A 16,029-nucleotide genomic window follows, 5' to 3' on the forward strand; every position below is an offset into this window, starting at 1 on the left:
CCGCCACATAGCCTTGGGCACTACCCAAAATCAGCGATTAGACCTCCCGCATAACCGATCTACTTCTCGTAACGGTGGAAATTGGGGGTACTCCCCTGCACCAGCAGATCAAACACAACCCGCGCAAAGTTGGCCGCTTTGTCTGGGTCGGCCAGCAACTGCATCATCTGGTTCTGGTGGGCTTCGCTGCTGTCCATGATGGCGTCGTCTATCGCCTTAGAGAAGTCGCCCAGCATGGCCTGTTCGGGCGAGTTATTCTCGATCTGCTTCATCACCTTGGCGTTCTCGCCCACCTTGTCGCGGATGGTGTAGACGTAGTTCACCATGTCCTTGTCGGTGAGCTGGTCGGTAACAAACACCTCGTTCAGGCGGTGGATGATCTGCGACAGAAACTCTTCCTTCTTGTCCTGCGGCTTAGCCGTACCCAAGCCTTCGCCGGGCTCCAGCTTGTAGTCCGCGCTGTTTTCTTTGAGCACCAGATCCTGCTGGCGTATCTTGGCCACACGGTAGTGGCTCAGCACCACGTTGCCCAGGTCAATGTCGTCTTCCTCAAGCAAAGTTTCGCGCAGCATGGGCCGCAGGTTGCGGGCGTATAGGCTCAGCTTTTCCAGGTCGGTGTCGTCGTAATCCACGATCTGCGACATGAACTCGTAAAACCGCACAAAGGTGCCCAGGTCTTTCTTGAAAATTTCCAGGGCGTCCTTTTCCTTCTGACATTCCTTCAGGCTTTTCTCGGCGTTTGCAATCAGCACAGCATCGCCCGTCTTCTGGGTGCGATCAAACATCTCCTTGGCGATCTTGAAAGCCTCCACCGCTGATTTGTAGCGCAGCTGCCAGCGTTGCACCGCCGGCTTGCAAATGTTGGCAATGGCCGCGTTGCTCTTGTTCTTCACATAAAACGCCGCGCAGAACTGCTCCACCTCCTGCCACGTAAAAATGCTCCCTGCCCGCAGCTTGTCCTGCAGCGCAAAGATCAGGTTCGGGTCCGACACATCCAGCAGCTCTGCCGTCTGGTAGTACGGCTGAAACGCCTCCAGAATCTCATCCGACTCATTGAAGAAATCCAACACATAGGTGCCCGTCTCGGCCTTGTTCGGGTAGGTGCGGTTCAGGCGCGACAGCGTCTGCACGCACTCCACCCCGACCAGCTTCTTGTCCACATACATAGCGCACAGCTTGGGCTGGTCAAACCCGGTCTGGAACTTGTTGGCGACGATCATCACCTGGTAGTCGTCCGAATCGAAAGCCTTGCGCATGTCGCGGCCCTTGAGGTTCGGGTTCATATTCGTCTCGGTGAACTTCTCGCCGATCTGGCCCGCCGCAGCCGGGTCTTTGTCGGTGAACTCCACCTCACCCGAAAACGCCACCATGGCGTGAATCTTCTGATAACCCTTGTCGGTTATGTACTTATCAAAACACTGCTTGTAGCGCACCGCCTCCTTGCGCGAGCTGGTCACCACCATGGCCTTGGCCTGCCCGCCCAGCAAGCCCATCACGTTGTCTTTGAAGTGCTCCACGATCACCATCACCTTTTGGGCAATGTTGTGGTCATGCAGGCGCACCCATTGGTTCAGCTTGACCTTGGCGCGCTTGCTTTCCACCTCGGCATCGGCGTCCTGCACCTTCAGGGCCAGCTTGTAAGCCACCTTGTAGTTGGTGTAGTTCTTCAACACGTCGAGGATGAAGCCCTCCTCAATCGCTTGGCGCATGCTGTACACGTGGAAAGCCGCAGGCTTGTTGGTGGCGGAAGGCACCTCGTCCGGGCGCGGAACGCGGCCAAACAGCTCCAGCGTCTTGGCCTTGGGCGTGGCGGTAAAAGCAAAGTAGCTCAGGTTGCCCGATGCGCGGCGCGACGCCACCGTGGCGGCAATGATGTCGTCGCTGTCCAGTTCCGCAGTCTCATCCCCCGCTTCACCGGCCTCCTTCATCAGTACTTCTTTAAGCTGCCGCGCCGTGGAGCCGCTTTGCGACGAATGCGCCTCGTCCGCAATGATGGCGTAGCAGCGCTCCTTCAGGCTCACGCTGTTTTCAATCGCCTTCAGCACAAAAGGAAAGGTCTGGATGGTGACGATGATGATAGGCTGGGCCGACTCCAGGGCTGCGGCCAGCTTTTCAGACTTGGAACCATCGCCCTCTTTGTTGTTGATGCGCCCCACCACGCCATCGGTGTGCTCGAACTGGTAGATCGTGTCCTGCAACTGCGCATCGAGCACCGTGCGGTCCGTCACCACAATCACCGAGTCAAACTGCTTTTTGCCGTCATGCTTGTACAGCGACGAGAGCTGGTGCGCCACCCAGGCAATGGAGTTGGACTTGCCCGAGCCCGCGCTGTGCTGAATCAGGTACTTCTGCCCCGGCCCCTCGCTGCGCGCCGCCGCCAGCAGCTTGCCCACCACGTCCCACTGGTGGTAGCGCGGGAAGATCAGGCTTTCCTTCTTGTACTTGCGGCCTTCCCAGTCTTCCTTGTCCTCAATCTGCAGGTGCACAAAGCGGGCCAGGATGTTAAGGAGGTTGTCTGGCAGCAGCACCTCGTTCCACAGGTAATCGGTGGCGTAGCGGTTAATGTCCTGCGGCACATCGTTGCCCGCGCCGCCGTCTGCCGTGCCTTTGTTGAAGGGCAGAAAGTACGTGCCCTCCCCCTCCAGCTTGGTTGCCATGTGCACCTCGTACTGGCTCACCGCAAAATGCACTAGCGCCCCGCGCTTGAAGGTCAGCAGCGGCTCCGGCTTGCGCGCCACGGGGTCAACGGGCAGGCGCGTGGTTTTGTACTGCCGCACAGCGCGATCCACCGCCTGCTTGAATTCGCTCTTTAGCTCCAGCGTGGCTACCGGCAGGCCGTTGACGAACAGCACCAGGTCAATGCGCCACGCTTTTGCCTTGGTTCCGGTCTCGGCCAAATGAGCTTCGGACGCCCACGGGCTGTACACCAGCTCCGGCACCACACGCAGGCGGTTTTTGGCGTAGCGGGCCAGCGTGTCCGGGTTCAGATCGTGCTCGGGCTTGAACTGGCACAGCGACAGGCGCGCATTGCGGTCGCGCAGCTCGTGGCGCAGCACCCCCAGCGTGCCAAAGGTGCGGCTGTCTTTGTGCGTGGCATTCGGGTCGGCTTTGCCCAGTTGCGCAGCGATCAGTTGCAAGAACTTCTGCTCCGCATCCTTAGGGTGGTTGGCGCAAAACCTTTGCCACTGCGCGTCTTGCGTCTCTTGCACAAAGCCCAGCGCATCCTCGGGGTACAGGGCCAGTTCGCGGTTGTACTTTTCCGGCGAGCCTAGCAACCAACCATTTGCCAGCAACTGGCGAATGATGTCGTCTTGAAAGATGCGTTCGGTGGCTTGGTCGCTCATAGTCAAGGAAGGTTTGGCTTTGTGGGTGAAGGCAGTCAGGCGGCGGCTTGCCAATCGCGCACGTCGATCTTGCCGGTGACGGCGGCGGAGATCAGGGCTGTGCGGCGTTCGTGAATGAGGGCCAAGCTAGATTCAACTTGGCTAATAAGAACATCTATCTTTGAGGTTCGTTCTTTTACGTAGGCGATGATTGCGGAACGTTCCTCAGCTGGAGGTAGAGGAATTTCAAAACCGTTAATGTTTTCAACAGTTAACTGGTTAATCATAGAGGTTAGGAAAGAGCCAGACTGGTATTCAAAAAGCTGAGAATTAAGAACCCAGAAAATATAGGGATTAACCTCTGATCTGAAAACCATCATAAATGCACCGTAAGCCAAACCAGCTGCATTTTCTTCAATCAATGCATTCTTACCAATTAACGCTCTGCTGCCGTTTCTTGAGCAGATCAGTATGTCGTTTAAACGGGTGATGATTCTTTCATGAATATACTTGTTCACATAAACATTGTCGCCAAAGGCGATTTTCATGTTCTGAACATTTGATGACCTTAAAACCAATGTTCCCTCGCCCTCATCAACAATGTCCTCAGGGGAGTAGGTCAAGCCGTTTCTGGCTTCACCTAAAAATCTGAGCTTTTTCATTTCCCAATGCGCAGGCACCTCACCCAGCCACTCCACGCCGGAGTCTTTCATTGGGGCGTTGGGGTTGAGGCCTTTGGTGACTGCGTGGCTGATGACGGCTTGGCGCTTTTCCTTGAGTAACTCAATCAGCCGCTGCTGCTTCTCGATCAAGGCATCAATCTTCGCCGTTTCGTGGTCGAGGAAAGCGGCGATGGACAACTGTTCTTCTACATTTGGAATCGGACAACCTATATCGCCCAATAACTCTAAATTTAGGCCATCTCGAAGGTCGCCTCCGGCCATGTTTCTGATGTTCTGGTAGTTTGAGTACAACCACCAGAATAAATAACGTGAACTCTGTAAGTTTTGAGGAACGATGGCAGCCATAGACTGATTGCATGTAGCATCTATTGCAAGCTGCGCAATCATTCCTTTCGTTTTTCCCTGCCCCGCAAGCGCCATCACCAGTGCATTTTTAGGAATCCATTTCGCACTGCTGTTTTTGTAGGCAGCTTCTGTAATGTAGGTTGATACTTCCGAAATTAGGCCTTGATTTACTTCGCCAGAATTAATCCAAGGCACTACCCCATTTTCCCAATACTCCTCAATAGCCTTGGATGGCGTACCTCCGGCATATAGTTTTGCAATCCAGCGAAGATGTACAGAATTCCAGTGCTTTGGTGTTCTTTCTGCCCATTGGAGTTTTGATTTTTCGTACTCCGGATAAGCCTTGTACCGACTCACGAATGCACCTCACGCAGCAGCGCCATGATTTCTGTACTCACGGCATCCAGATCGGCGTCAATTTCTTCCAGTGGCCGTGGCGGCTGGTACTGGTAGAAGTGGCGGTTGAAGGGAATTTCATAGCCGACGATGCCGATCTCGCCATCCTTGGCGTCGCGCTTGCTGGCGTCTATCCACGCATCGGGCACATGGGGCTGCACTTCGGCAATGAAGTAGGCTTCGTTGACTTCATTCACCGTGCGGTTGGGGTCCAGGGCCACGTTTTCAAAATCGCGAAGTTCACCATCGGCTTGGTATTCGATGACTTCTTTCTTCACCTCGAACAAACCGTAGAGGGGATTGGCTTTGCCTTTGTGAACCTTCTTGACCACTTTTTCGGCGGCAGGGTTCTTCCAGCTCACGGCATCGGCGATCTGCTTTTTCTCTTTCGCGCCCAGCGTGATACCTGCTTTTTTGCTGGCGGCCTTGATGGCTTCGTCATAGGCATTGAAGTCGTCGTGCTGGGCGCTGCCGATTGCGCTTTGCAGGGCGCGGGCCTTGAGCAACACGGCCTTTTGTGCCAGCCAGGTGCGGGCATCGAGCAGATCTTTGATCTGCTTTTCCTTGAGGTCGGCAAAGTCGCGCTTGAGGTGGGCGCGTATTTCTTCGGCGTAGTCGTCCAACTGGCCGTAGAGGTCACAGTCGGCAGCGTCTTGCCAGTAGGGCTGGCCGTACTCGGCGTAGACCCACTGCATGGCCGCATTCAGGTTGCCTGACTCAAAGCGCAGGCTGGCGATGCGTTCATCGCTGAACTGCCACGACAGGCGCAGGGGCCGCTCAATGGTGATGCGGCGGTAGCCAAACTCGTGCGTAGCAAAAATTTTGCTGGCAAAGGTTTTGACGGCTTCGGGCTTGGGGTTGGTAGCTTGGCGGCCCCGGTTGCTTTTGGCTTCCGCCGGTTTGTTGAGCGCCTGCGCATCGACCACCGCAAATTGGCCGAAGCAACGGGTGATGGTGGCAATGTCGGCCTCGTCCATCACATTGCGCTTGCTGCCCAGCGATTTGCGCATCTTGCCGCAGAGGTTGGTGCCATTGATGAGCTGCACCTTGCCTTTGCGCTCGGCAGGCTTTTTGTTCGACAGCACCCACACATAGGTGGCAATGCCGGTGTTGTAGAACATGTCGGTGGGCAAGGAGACGATGGCTTCGAGCAGATCGCTTTCCAGAATATGGCGGCGGATTTCGGATTCGCCTGAGCCTGCGCCACCAGTGAACAGCGGCGAGCCATTGAGGATGATGCCGATGCGCGAGCCACCATCCTTCACATCGCGCAGTTTGCTGATGAGATGCAGCAAAAACAGCAGCGAGCCATCGGACACCCGCGGCAGGCCGGGGCCAAAGCGGCCGTCAAAGCCTTTGAGGGTGTGTTCGTCGGTAATGTCGCCTTCGATCTTTTTCCAGTCCACGCCAAAGGGGGGGTTGGAGAGCATGTAGTCAAACTTGCTGGCGTAGAGGTGGTCGTTGGACAGCGTGTTACCGAGCTTGATGTTGCTGACATCCTGTCCCTTGATGAGCATGTCGGCCTTGCAGATGGCGTAGCTCTCGGGGTTGAGTTCCTGACCAAACGCGCGCATTACGGCCTGGGGGTTCAGCTCGTGCACATATTCCATGCCCGCCGAGAGAAAGCCGCCCGTGCCCGCTGTGGGGTCGTAAATGGTGCGGATGATGCCAGGCTTGGTGAGGGCTTCATCGTCTTCCATGAACACCAGCGAGGTGGTGAGGCGCACGATGTCACGCGGGGTGAAGTGCTCGCCCGCCGTCTCGTTGGAGCTTTCGGCAAACTTGCGGATCAGTTCTTCAAACACCAACCCCATGTCGTGGTTGGAGACGACCTTGGGGTGCAGGTTCATGGTGCGGACTTTTTGCACGACCTTGTAGAGCAGGTTGGCATCGTTGAGCAGGCCAATGAATTCGGCAAACTTGAAGTGGTCAAAAATCTCGCGGGCGTCTTTGGAGAAACACTGGATGTAGCGCTCCAGATTGGCCTTGATGCCCGACTCGCCCAGGGTGCTGAGGTCCATGGGCGAGGTATTGAAGAAAGACAGACCGCCGGTGGCGCGCAGAATCAGCTTTTCTCTGGCCTCTTCGGCAATGGCCATTTTTTCGACCTTGGCGGCTTCGGTCAGCACAGCGGGCTTGCTGCCCTCCAGCACACATTCCAGACGGCGCAGCAGCGCAAAAGGCAGGATGACGCGGCCATATTGGCTCTGCTTGAAGTCGCCGCGCAGCAGGTCGGCCAGCGCCCATAGGTCGGCGGCGAGGTTGTTGGTTTCTTGGGTCATGTGTTACGAACGAGGGCTTGGGGTTTCAACCCTACGAGGGCGAGTATTGCACGGGCTTAGGGGTTGATTTCCGAACCGAGGCACAGGCGCTGGCCTACAAAAAACAAAGCCCGAACTGTTGCCAGATGCCGGACTCAAAAATCTGTGGGCGGAAATCTGCATTGCCGTCCGAACCGATCACCCAATGCGGGATCTGTATGAATCGCACCTGGCTGTGCGCAGCGGCAGATAGTTCACCGCTCGTTCCGCTACGAAGCATCGTCAGCCTGGCAGATTAGCTCCGATGACATGCAACAGCGGCAGGAATACCATGGCGGCGGCTTTAAATGCCGAACGCACTCTATGCGCCGGACATAGGCAACTTTGATCTACCGTAGAACCAAGAACCTTCGTGCAGTGCAAATTTTGCTCGGACCTACCAAGTTGGAAAGCACGGTTCGCTACCTGGGTATAGAGGTAGAGGATGTTCTTGAGATTTCAGAGCAAACAGAACTTTAGCGAGAATTCCGGCAGCGGGGCCTGGCCTTCGACTGCCTGCTTCACGGCGCATAGGTGACGTTCATCACAACGGTGCGACTGGCTGTAATCGCTGCACATCAGACATCCGGTAGATGGCTCGAGCGACAGCAATGGGGGGCGGATTGCGACATTGAGCCACACTACCGATAAGTTCTGCGTGGTTTGGGGTGGGATTGAATGCAGACCACTGGTGGGTTTGGGATGCGAACCAGTGGAGGTTTTGTTGTGCAAACGTCTGGTGGATATGCTGCTAATACTCAACCAAGCTCTGTTCAGTTCCAGAGTTTAATCAATCGAGCAAGTTTGATTCACTTCTCTTGTCCAGCTTCGCTACCAAATCTTCTGCCCTTAAGTGGGTATAGCGCTTCAGCATCTGCATAGACTTGTGCCCGCTGATGGCAGACACCTCTTGATCGCTGAAACCTTGCTCAACTAGGCGACTTACAGCCTCATGGCGGAGATCGTGAAAGTGAAGGTCATGAAATCCTTCGCTTATCAAAATTTGGCGCCAAACGCGATCGTACTGCCATGGTCTTCTCTGCCCATCCCTGCCAGGCTCTCCGAAAAATATAAGGCGTGTATCGCCAGGACGAACAGGATTAGAAATAGCCTCTTGCATCACTTCGGTAGCCCGCCGGCTGAGAGGAACGGTTCGTGGCTCACCATTTTTAGTGTCAAGCAGTCTGACGATACGGCGCTCCATGTCCACGTGCTCTAGCTTTAATGACGTTATTTCGGATCGGCGCATTCCGGTCTCAATAGCCAACTCCACAATCCACTTCAACATGGGATTGCTATGTGCTGCCACTGCGGCAAACAATCGAGCTTCTTCACCAGCATCCAAACGCCGGTCGCGGGCAGCACCAGGAGTAGGCTTCCTAATCAAGCGCACCGGGTTGTAGACGAGCCCTACGCCCCATTCACGCATAGCCACAGCGTACAGATGGCCTAACAGCGCTAAGTCAAGCCGAACTGTGTTGGCAGCCTTGCCATCAGCCAAACGCTGATCACGGAATTTAGCCACCAGCTCGGGCGTCACTGCACTCATGGAGTACGCCCCAAAGAACTTCGTCAAGGCAGCAAGATGCGACCGCTCACCGAGCTGGGTGTAATGCTTTTTGGTGGGAGTGACTTCAACCGCATAGCGCTCCAGAGCCTGGACCAACGTCATGCGATCGGCGGACTGTCTACGAATGTACAAGCCGCGCACCATTTCATCCTCAGTCGTGCGAGCCCAATCATCGGCATCTCGCTTGACGCGGAAAGTCTTGATGGCGGTGGGAAAGCCGCGCTTGCGGATGATGGCCTTCCAGGTGCCAGAGGGGGTTTTGATGATGCTTGCCATGAGGTGCCTTCGGTTCAATGTACCGAAACTGTTACCTCAGGGGCTATGGTGAATAGCCTTCGCTACAACAGTGCAAGCCTAATCTGTTGTTTCCATTAGAAAAAATGGTAGGGCGTGGCGGACTTGAACCGACGACCAAAGGATTATGAGTCCTCTGCTCTAACCAACTGAGCTAACGCCCCAACACTGACAACAGCCGTGGCTGCCACCAGAAAAACTTCGCCATTGTAGGGCCTAACGCTTGTGGCTCAGAGCATTGCTCACCAGTTTGGATGTGATATCGACAATCTGGATCATCTTGTCGTAGTGCATGCGCGTGGGGCCGATGACCCCCAAGGTACCGACCACCTTGCCGTCGAGTTCATAGGGAGCACTCACTACGGACAGATCTTCAAACGGTACGGTCTGGCTCTCGCCGCCGATATAGATGCGCACGCCATCGGCCTGATTGGAGAAGTCCAGCAACCTGAGGATTTGCGTTTTCTGCTCGAACAGGTCAAAAGCACGGCGCAGATTGCCCATGTCGCTGGAAAAATCGCTCACGGACAGCAGATTGCGCTCGCCGGCGATCACCACATCCTCGCGATCATGGTTGCTCATGACCTCAGTGCCTACATTCACCGCCGCCTGCATGAGGCTGGCAACCTGACCCCGCAATTGCTCCACCTCGGTTTGCAGCCGCGAGCGCACCTCCTCCATTGTCAAACCGGCGTAATGGTGATTGAGGAAATTCGAGGCTTCTATCAGTTGCGAGGACTCGTAATCCACATCCGTGAAGATCACACGGTTTTGCACATCGCCTTCGGGCGAGACGATGATGACCAGAAAGCGCCGCTCCGACAGGCGCACGAACTCGATATGCTTGAAGACGGAGCTGCGACGCGGCACCATGACCACACCCACGAACTGGGAGAGGTTGGATAGCAGATTGGCCGCATTGGCAATCACCTTCTGCGGCTGTTCAGGCATCAGGCCGGGCGTTACAAGATCGCTGCGATCCACTGTCAGCATGGTGTCGACAAACAGGCGGTATCCCCTGGCTGTCGGCACGCGGCCTGCCGATGTGTGAGGGCTGATGATCAGACCCATCTCTTCCAGGTCGGCCATCACATTGCGTATGGTGGCAGGCGACAATTCAAGCCCGGATGCACGTGAAAGAGTGCGCGAGCCGACTGGTTGACCGTCAGCGATGTAACGCTCGATCAGCGCTTTGAGCAATAACTTGGCACGTTCGTCGAGCATGATTTCATTTTAATGATGTAATTTCCCAGATGACATCCACGTTCCACCATATTGCCCTGATCGGCAAGTACCACACACCCGCAGCAGGCGTTCCGTCCGATGCAGCCAGCGAAGCGCTGCAACGGATTGCCGGTTACGTGCGCAGCCTGGGTTGTGAGGTGATTCTGGATACCCAGTCCGCCATCTACGCGGGCCTGCCCGATTACCCGAGCATGGACGTGGACGGCCTGGGAAGGCATTGCGACCTCGGCCTGGTGGTGGGCGGCGACGGCACCATGCTGGGCGTGTGCCGCCATCTGGCGCGCTATGGCACGCCGCTGGTCGGCATCAACCAGGGGCGCCTGGGTTTTGTCACCGATATCGCCCTGGATGAATTCGAAGCCTCCATCACGCCCATACTGCAGGGCGAGTACGAGGAAGACGAACGCACCCTGATGAATGCTCGCGTCATGCGCGACGGCCAGTGCGTGTTTGAAGCCCAGGCCATGAATGATGTGGTGGTCAACCGTGGCTCGACCTCGGGCATGGTGGAGCTGCGCATTGAGGTCGGCGGCAGCTTTGTCTCCAACCAGCGCGCGGACGGCTTGATCGTAGCCACCCCCACGGGCTCCACCGCCTATGCGCTATCGGCCGGCGGCCCCATGCTGCACCCTTCGATTCCGGCCTGGGTGATGGTGCCCATAGCGCCGCACAACCTCTCCAATCGCCCCATCGTGCTCTCCGACGCCCAGGAAGTGACTATCGAGGTGGTGGGCGGCCGAGGCGACGCCAGCGCGAACTTTGACATGCAGTCACTGAAATCGCTGCAGCATGGCGACCGCATCCTGGTGACGCGCGCCGATCACAGCGTGCACTTTCTGCACCCCAAGGGCTGGAATTACTTCGACACCCTGCGCAAAAAGCTGGGCTGGAACGAGGGAGGCGTCTGACCATGGCCTTGAAGCGCATCGTCCTGCGGGACTTTGTGATTGTCCAGTCACTCGATCTGGACTGGCAGACCGGCTTCACGGTGCTGACCGGCGAAACCGGGGCCGGCAAATCCATCATGCTCGACGCTCTGCAACTGGTGCTGGGCGCACGAGCCGATGCACAGGTGGTGCGCGAAGGCTGCCCTCAGGCCGATATTTGCGCAGAGTTCGATTGCCCACCCCATCTTCATGAGTGGCTGGAAGAGTCGGGTTTTGCGCAGGAACAGGATTTGCTGCTGCGCCGCGTCATTGACAGCCTGGGCCGCAGCCGTGCCTGGATCAACGGATCGCCCGCCACGGCCACGCAGCTGCGCCATCTGGGCGATCAGCTGATCGACATTCACGGCCAGCATGCCTGGCAAAGCCTGACCCGCCCGGACGCAGCACGCGCCATGCTGGATACCTACGGCGGCATTGAAACGACCCAGCTCAAATCGCTTTGGCAGGACTGGCGCCAGAATCATCAGGCTCTGGAGCAGGCGCTCTCGGCCCAGGACAATCTGCAGCGCGAACGAGAGCGCCTGCAATGGCAGATTTCCGAACTGGACAAGCTGTCGCCGCACGCCGAAGAGTGGGATGAGCTCAATGCCCAGCACACACGTCTGTCACACGCGCAGACCCTGATGGACTCGGCCCAGTCCTGCCTGCAACTGCTGGAGGATGACGATGCGGGAGCGGCCACCCCCTTGGGCAGGGCCCACCACATGCTGCAGGACCAGGAGCACCTTGAGCCCGAGTTTCAGAGCATTGCCGACGTACTGGGCTCCTGTGTGGCCCAGTTGCACGATGCCCGTCACTCGCTGCAGGCCTATCTGCGCCGCGCCGATCTGGACCCCGAGCTGCTGGCCGATCTCGATGAACGTCTGTCGCTGTGGATGCAGCTGGCGCGCCGCTACAAGCGCACGCCCGAGGACTTGCCCGCCCTGCTCGAAGGCTGGAGACAGGAGCTGCACCAACTGGATGCTGCCGTCGATGTGGAGGGGCTGCGCGCCAAAGAGCAGGCCGCCCACCTCAGATATCAGGCCGAGGCGCGCAAAATCTCGCAGCAGCGCACCCTGGCAGCACCACGCCTGTCGCGCGCCATCACCCAGTCCATGCAAAGTCTGGGCATGAAGGGCGGCCGTTTTGAGGTGCAGCTGGAGCATGCCGATGCAGCCAGTCCCGCCGGCATGGACAGCATCACTTTTCTGGTTGCAGGCCATACCGGCGCCACGCCCAAACCCGTTGCCAAGGTGGCATCGGGCGGCGAGTTGTCGCGTATCTCGCTGGCCATTGCCGTGACCACCAGCGAACTGGGCCAGGCCGGAACCTTGATCTTTGACGAGGTGGACTCCGGCGTGGGTGGAGCGGTGGCCGAAACCGTGGGCCGCCTCATGCACTCGCTCGGCGATTCGCGCCAAGTGCTGGCCGTCACTCACCTGCCCCAGGTCGCTGCCTATGCAGACCAGCACTACCGGGTGACCAAGCGCCCCAAGTCAAACACCACCATCAGCAGCGTGGACCCGCTGGCGGGCGAGGAGCGCGAGATGGAGATGGCCCGCATGCTGGGCGGCGAGCACCTGTCCGAAGCAACCATGGCCCATGCCAGAGAAATGCTGGCCATGGCAAGATTGCCTGCAAAGCAGGTCGCAAGCATCGCCCTGCGCCCATCGGGCACCCAGGCCCGAAATGCCAAGGCCAGCACTACAGCACGCAAAAGCGGCAAAGTCAGAGGAGTTTGAAATCATGTCCATGGAGATTGTTCTGATCAGCGGCATGTCCGGATCGGGCAAATCCGTTGCGCTGCATGCGCTGGAGGATGCTGGCTACTACTGCGTCGACAACCTGCCCCCGGAACTGCTGCAATCCTTTGTGGAGCTCAAGCTCAACCATCAGGACGAGAAAGTGGCCATCGCCATGGATGCACGCAGCGCCAAGGGCCTGCCTCAGTTGCCTGACCAGCTGCGTCGCCTGAAAAAGCAGGGGCTGATGCCACGCATGATTTTTCTCGATGCCGACAGCAGCACTCTGATCAGGCGCTTTTCGGAAACCCGCAGGCGCCACCCTCTGTCTCCGGGCTCCCAGACGAACGAGCGCCAGGCACTGGAGCTCGATATTGAAAAGGAGCGCGAGCTGCTGGGCCTGCTGCGCGACCGCTCCATCGTCATCGACACAGGCGACCTCAAGTCGGCGCAGCTGCAAAGCTATATCAAGCAGATCATCGAAGCACCCACAGGGCAGATGACGCTGATGTTCCAGTCCTTTGGGTTCAAGCACAGCATGCCCACAGACTCTGACTATGTGTTTGACGTGCGCATGCTGCCCAATCCCTTCTACGACAATGAACTGCGTGCCTTGACGGGCCTGGACAAGCCGGTTGCCGACTATCTGGGCGCCTTGCCCGAGGTGCAGCAGATGCAACTGGATATACAGCAGTTCCTCGAACGCTGGCTGCCGCTGCTGGCCAGAGATCACCGCAGCTATGTCACCGTGGGCATAGGCTGCACGGGCGGGCAGCACCGCTCGGTCTTTCTCGTCGAAGCCCTGGCCAAGCATTTCGAGAAGCACTGGCCCACCGTGCGCCGCCACCGATCACTGGATTTTCGTGACAAATTCATCCAGGTCTCGCAGCAGTTTCTGGCCCCGGACGCCATCCAGCCGATCAGCTGAACCGCATGCTCAGCCCTCAGACGTCAGCCATGCAGGTGCTGCTGCTCGAAGACGACCCGGCCATTGCAAGAACGATTTGCTACGCTCTGGAGCGCGAGGGCATAGCCGTCACCCACAGCCTGCTGATTGCCGATGCGCGTCAGCAGTGGAGCAGGACAGCGTTTGATGTACTGCTCATGGATGTGGGCCTGCCCGACGGCAACGGCCTGGACTGGTGCCGCGAGCTGCGCTCTGCCGGCTCCATTGTTCCGGTACTGGTGCTCAGTGCCAGAGGCGAGGAGATGGACAAGGTTCTGGGCCTGGAACTGGGCGCGGACGACTATCTGACCAAGCCCTTCAGCCCCCGCGAGCTGCTGGCGCGCACCCGAGCCCTGCTGCGTCGCTCCAGGCAATTTCAGCCTGCAGCGACCGCCCAGCTTGCGAAAGCACTGCAAATAGATGAGCAAGGACAACGGGCTCTGATCCACAGCAAGGCGCTGGATCTGACCAGGCGCGAATATCAGCTGCTGCAGAGCCTGGTCAACGCGGCAGGCCGTATCCTGAGCCGCGACGCCTTGCTGGAGCAAATCTGGGGGCTGGACAGCGAGAGCACGGACCGCACGGTGGATACCCACATCAAGACCCTGCGCGCCAAACTGCGCGAGCGTTTGCCCGATCAGGAGCTCATCGTCACCCACCGCGGTCTGGGCTATAGCCTGAACCAGCCCGGATAGCCGGTATGCGTCTGGGCCTGCGCCTCTTCTTTGCCTTCTTCCTGATCAACGGTCTGGCCGCCTTTTTCGTGCTGCGCGTCTTCATGGTGGAGATCAAGCCCAGCGTGCGCAAGGTGACCGAAGACACGCTGGTGGAGACCGCCTATGCGCTTGCCACACTGGCCAGTGCCGACATGGAAAAAGGTCGGCTGCAAGCCGGTGCGGACAGCACGTTTGCTGCTCAGCTTCAGGGCTACACACAAAAGCCGATACAGGCCTGGATCTGGGACACACGCAAGACCACGCTGGATCTGCGCATCACCGTCACCGACGCCCGGGGTATGGTGCTGTTCGACTCCCAGGGCAGGGACCAGGGCGCCGACTACTCGCGCTGGCGCGATGTCTATCTGACGCTGCGCGGTGAATATGGCGCACGCACCACGCGCGCCGTCAAGGAGGACGAATCCAGCAGCGTCATGTATGTCTCCGCGCCCATCATGGTGGACGGCCAGATTGCCGGGGTGCTGACCGCATCCAAGCCCTCCAGCTCGGTACAGAAAATCGTCGACGGCGCGGAGCAGAAGATTCTGCGCGGCGGCCTGCTGTTTGTGCTGCTGTCCGCCGCCGTGGGCTGTGCCGTGACCTGGTGGTTTGTGCTTCACGTGCGCCGGCTGCGCAACTATGCGCAGCATGTACAGGCCCCCACCCTCAACGAGTCTGCCCATCCCGCACAGGCCTCTGCTCCTGCGGCCATACCCGACATGCCCGGCGAGCTCGGCGAGCTGGCCCAGGCCATGGACAATATGCGCAAGCGCCTGGAAGGGCGCGACTATATCGAGGGCTATGTACGCGCCCTGACCCACGAACTCAAAAGCCCGGTGGCCGCCATACGCGGCGCGGGCGAGTTGCTGCAGGAAGAGCTGCCGCCCCAGGACCGGGCCATGTTTGCCAGACAGGTGGTGGAGCAGAGCCTGCGCCTGCAGAACCTGATTGACCAGCTGCTGCAACTCAGCCGTCTGGAGCAGCGCCAGCAACTGGACACCAGCCATGGCTGCAGCCTGATGGAATGTGCCCGGCAAGCCATGGCCTCCCTGCAAAGCCATGCAGAGCAACGCGGCATGACCATGCGCCTGAGTGGCGTGGACAGCAGCGGCCCCTGGGAGACCGGCCTGGTCACCCTGGCCATCAGCAATCTGCTGCAGAACGCCCTGGATTTCTCTGCAGAGAACAGCGTGATCGAGCTTGAGCTGGCGCCGCACCGAATCACTGTCAGTGATCAGGGCCCGGGTGTTGCCGAGCCCTTGCTAGCCCGCCTGGGCGAGCGCTTCTTCACGACCCCCAGACCCAACGGAGAGCGTAGCGGCACCGGGCTGGGCCTGTCCATCGTCACCCGCATCATGCATCTTCATGGCGGCAGCATGCAGGTACGCAATCGTCACCCCGGCCTTGTCGTGACACTGGATTTCGCTCCCCAAAGCTGAGCAACCAAGGCTTTCGGCCAGGACTTCACACCCGCTTCACAGACTTCATTGCGTCCACACAGTCGCTGCCGACACTGCGTCCTGAAACCCCTCATTCAGGAGCA

General features: G+C 58.4%; 10 protein-coding genes, 1 tRNA gene and 1 pseudogene. 6 read left to right on the top strand and 6 right to left on the bottom strand.

Annotated elements, in window-relative coordinates; all coding sequences use genetic code 11:
• Window positions 1–59 precede the first annotated feature (59 nt).
• From CTATCC11996_RS05290 to CTATCC11996_RS05300, 3 genes are read right to left on the bottom strand one after another with little or no spacing between them, the layout of a single operon-like run.
• Window positions 60–3,344 carry a type I restriction endonuclease subunit R gene (locus CTATCC11996_RS05290; protein ID WP_003073899.1) on the bottom strand — a complete coding sequence of 1,095 codons (3,285 nt, stop codon included), beginning with the start codon at window positions 3,342–3,344 and terminating at the stop codon, window positions 60–62.
• 35 nt (window positions 3,345–3,379) lie between these two features.
• Window positions 3,380–4,708, bottom strand: coding sequence for a restriction endonuclease subunit S (locus CTATCC11996_RS05295; protein WP_034348257.1), 1,329 nt, complete (start codon window positions 4,706–4,708; stop codon window positions 3,380–3,382).
• A complete protein-coding gene (locus CTATCC11996_RS05300) occupies window positions 4,705–7,029 on the bottom strand; it encodes a type I restriction-modification system subunit M (RefSeq protein WP_003073901.1) in 2,325 nt (774 codons plus the stop codon). Before CTATCC11996_RS05300 ends, CTATCC11996_RS05295 begins: the two co-directional genes overlap by 4 nt.
• A gap of 333 nt (window positions 7,030–7,362) precedes the next feature.
• Between CTATCC11996_RS05300 and CTATCC11996_RS26100 the strand changes: the two are divergent.
• A pseudogene (locus CTATCC11996_RS26100) lies at window positions 7,363–7,527 on the top strand (integrase); the annotation flags it as partial.
• A gap of 310 nt (window positions 7,528–7,837) precedes the next feature.
• On the opposite strand, the gene CTATCC11996_RS05305 reads toward CTATCC11996_RS26100, so the two are convergent.
• The 3 genes from CTATCC11996_RS05305 to hrcA all read right to left on the bottom strand — a co-directional run bounded on the left by CTATCC11996_RS05305 (window position 7,838) and on the right by hrcA (window position 10,135).
• Window positions 7,838–8,893 carry a site-specific integrase gene (locus CTATCC11996_RS05305; RefSeq protein WP_003073903.1) on the bottom strand — a complete coding sequence of 352 codons (1,056 nt, stop codon included), beginning with the start codon at window positions 8,891–8,893 and terminating at the stop codon, window positions 7,838–7,840.
• 105 nt (window positions 8,894–8,998) lie between these two features.
• A tRNA-Ile gene (locus tag CTATCC11996_RS05310) sits at window positions 8,999–9,075 on the bottom strand.
• Window positions 9,076–9,127: 52 nt separating this feature from the next.
• Window positions 9,128–10,135, bottom strand: a complete 1,008-nt coding sequence (gene hrcA, locus CTATCC11996_RS05315) for a heat-inducible transcriptional repressor HrcA (RefSeq protein WP_003073904.1) — start codon at window positions 10,133–10,135, stop codon at window positions 9,128–9,130.
• A 29-nt stretch (window positions 10,136–10,164) separates the two neighbouring features.
• Between hrcA and CTATCC11996_RS05320 the strand changes: the two genes are divergently transcribed.
• The 5 genes from CTATCC11996_RS05320 to creC are packed head-to-tail and all read left to right on the top strand — an operon-like array spanning window position 10,165 to window position 15,925.
• Entirely contained in the window at window positions 10,165–11,064 is a 900-nt protein-coding gene (locus tag CTATCC11996_RS05320; RefSeq protein WP_003066061.1) for an NAD kinase, read from the top strand.
• 2 nt (window positions 11,065–11,066) lie between these two features.
• Window positions 11,067–12,824, top strand: a complete 1,758-nt coding sequence (gene recN / locus CTATCC11996_RS05325; protein ID WP_003073905.1) for a DNA repair protein RecN — start codon at window positions 11,067–11,069, stop codon at window positions 12,822–12,824.
• A 4-nt stretch (window positions 12,825–12,828) separates the two neighbouring features.
• The gene (rapZ, locus tag CTATCC11996_RS05330; RefSeq protein ID WP_003073906.1) at window positions 12,829–13,752 is read left to right on the top strand and encodes an RNase adapter RapZ; all 924 of its coding nucleotides are present in this window, start codon (window positions 12,829–12,831) and stop codon (window positions 13,750–13,752) included.
• 29 nt (window positions 13,753–13,781) lie between these two features.
• Window positions 13,782–14,465 carry a winged helix-turn-helix domain-containing protein gene (locus tag CTATCC11996_RS05335; RefSeq protein WP_003073907.1) on the top strand — a complete coding sequence of 228 codons (684 nt, stop codon included), beginning with the start codon at window positions 13,782–13,784 and terminating at the stop codon, window positions 14,463–14,465.
• Window positions 14,466–14,470: 5 nt separating this feature from the next.
• Complete coding sequence (gene creC / locus CTATCC11996_RS05340) at window positions 14,471–15,925, top strand: two-component system sensor histidine kinase CreC (protein ID WP_003073908.1); 1,455 nt, start codon at window positions 14,471–14,473, stop codon at window positions 15,923–15,925.
• Window positions 15,926–16,029: the final 104 nt, after the last annotated feature.

This window comes from Comamonas testosteroni ATCC 11996, from assembly GCF_000241525.1.
In the GTDB taxonomy this organism is placed as follows: domain Bacteria; phylum Pseudomonadota; class Gammaproteobacteria; order Burkholderiales; family Burkholderiaceae_C; genus Comamonas; species Comamonas testosteroni.

Bases quoted from the DNA above. Each gene is read 5' to 3' on its own strand.
- CTATCC11996_RS05290 (WP_003073899.1), bottom strand. From the start codon at position 3,344: ATGAGCGACCAAGCCACCGAACGCATCTTTCAAGACGACATCATTCGC.
- CTATCC11996_RS05300 (WP_003073901.1), bottom strand. From the start codon at position 7,029: ATGACCCAAGAAACCAACAACCTCGCCGCCGACCTATGGGCGCTGGCC.
- CTATCC11996_RS05305 (WP_003073903.1), bottom strand. From the start codon at position 8,893: ATGGCAAGCATCATCAAAACCCCCTCTGGCACCTGGAAGGCCATCATC.
- hrcA (WP_003073904.1), bottom strand. From the start codon at position 10,135: ATGCTCGACGAACGTGCCAAGTTATTGCTCAAAGCGCTGATCGAGCGT.
- CTATCC11996_RS05320 (WP_003066061.1), top strand. From the start codon at position 10,165: ATGACATCCACGTTCCACCATATTGCCCTGATCGGCAAGTACCACACA.
- recN (WP_003073905.1), top strand. From the start codon at position 11,067: ATGGCCTTGAAGCGCATCGTCCTGCGGGACTTTGTGATTGTCCAGTCA.
- rapZ (WP_003073906.1), top strand. From the start codon at position 12,829: ATGTCCATGGAGATTGTTCTGATCAGCGGCATGTCCGGATCGGGCAAA.
- CTATCC11996_RS05335 (WP_003073907.1), top strand. From the start codon at position 13,782: ATGCAGGTGCTGCTGCTCGAAGACGACCCGGCCATTGCAAGAACGATT.
- creC (WP_003073908.1), top strand. From the start codon at position 14,471: ATGCGTCTGGGCCTGCGCCTCTTCTTTGCCTTCTTCCTGATCAACGGT.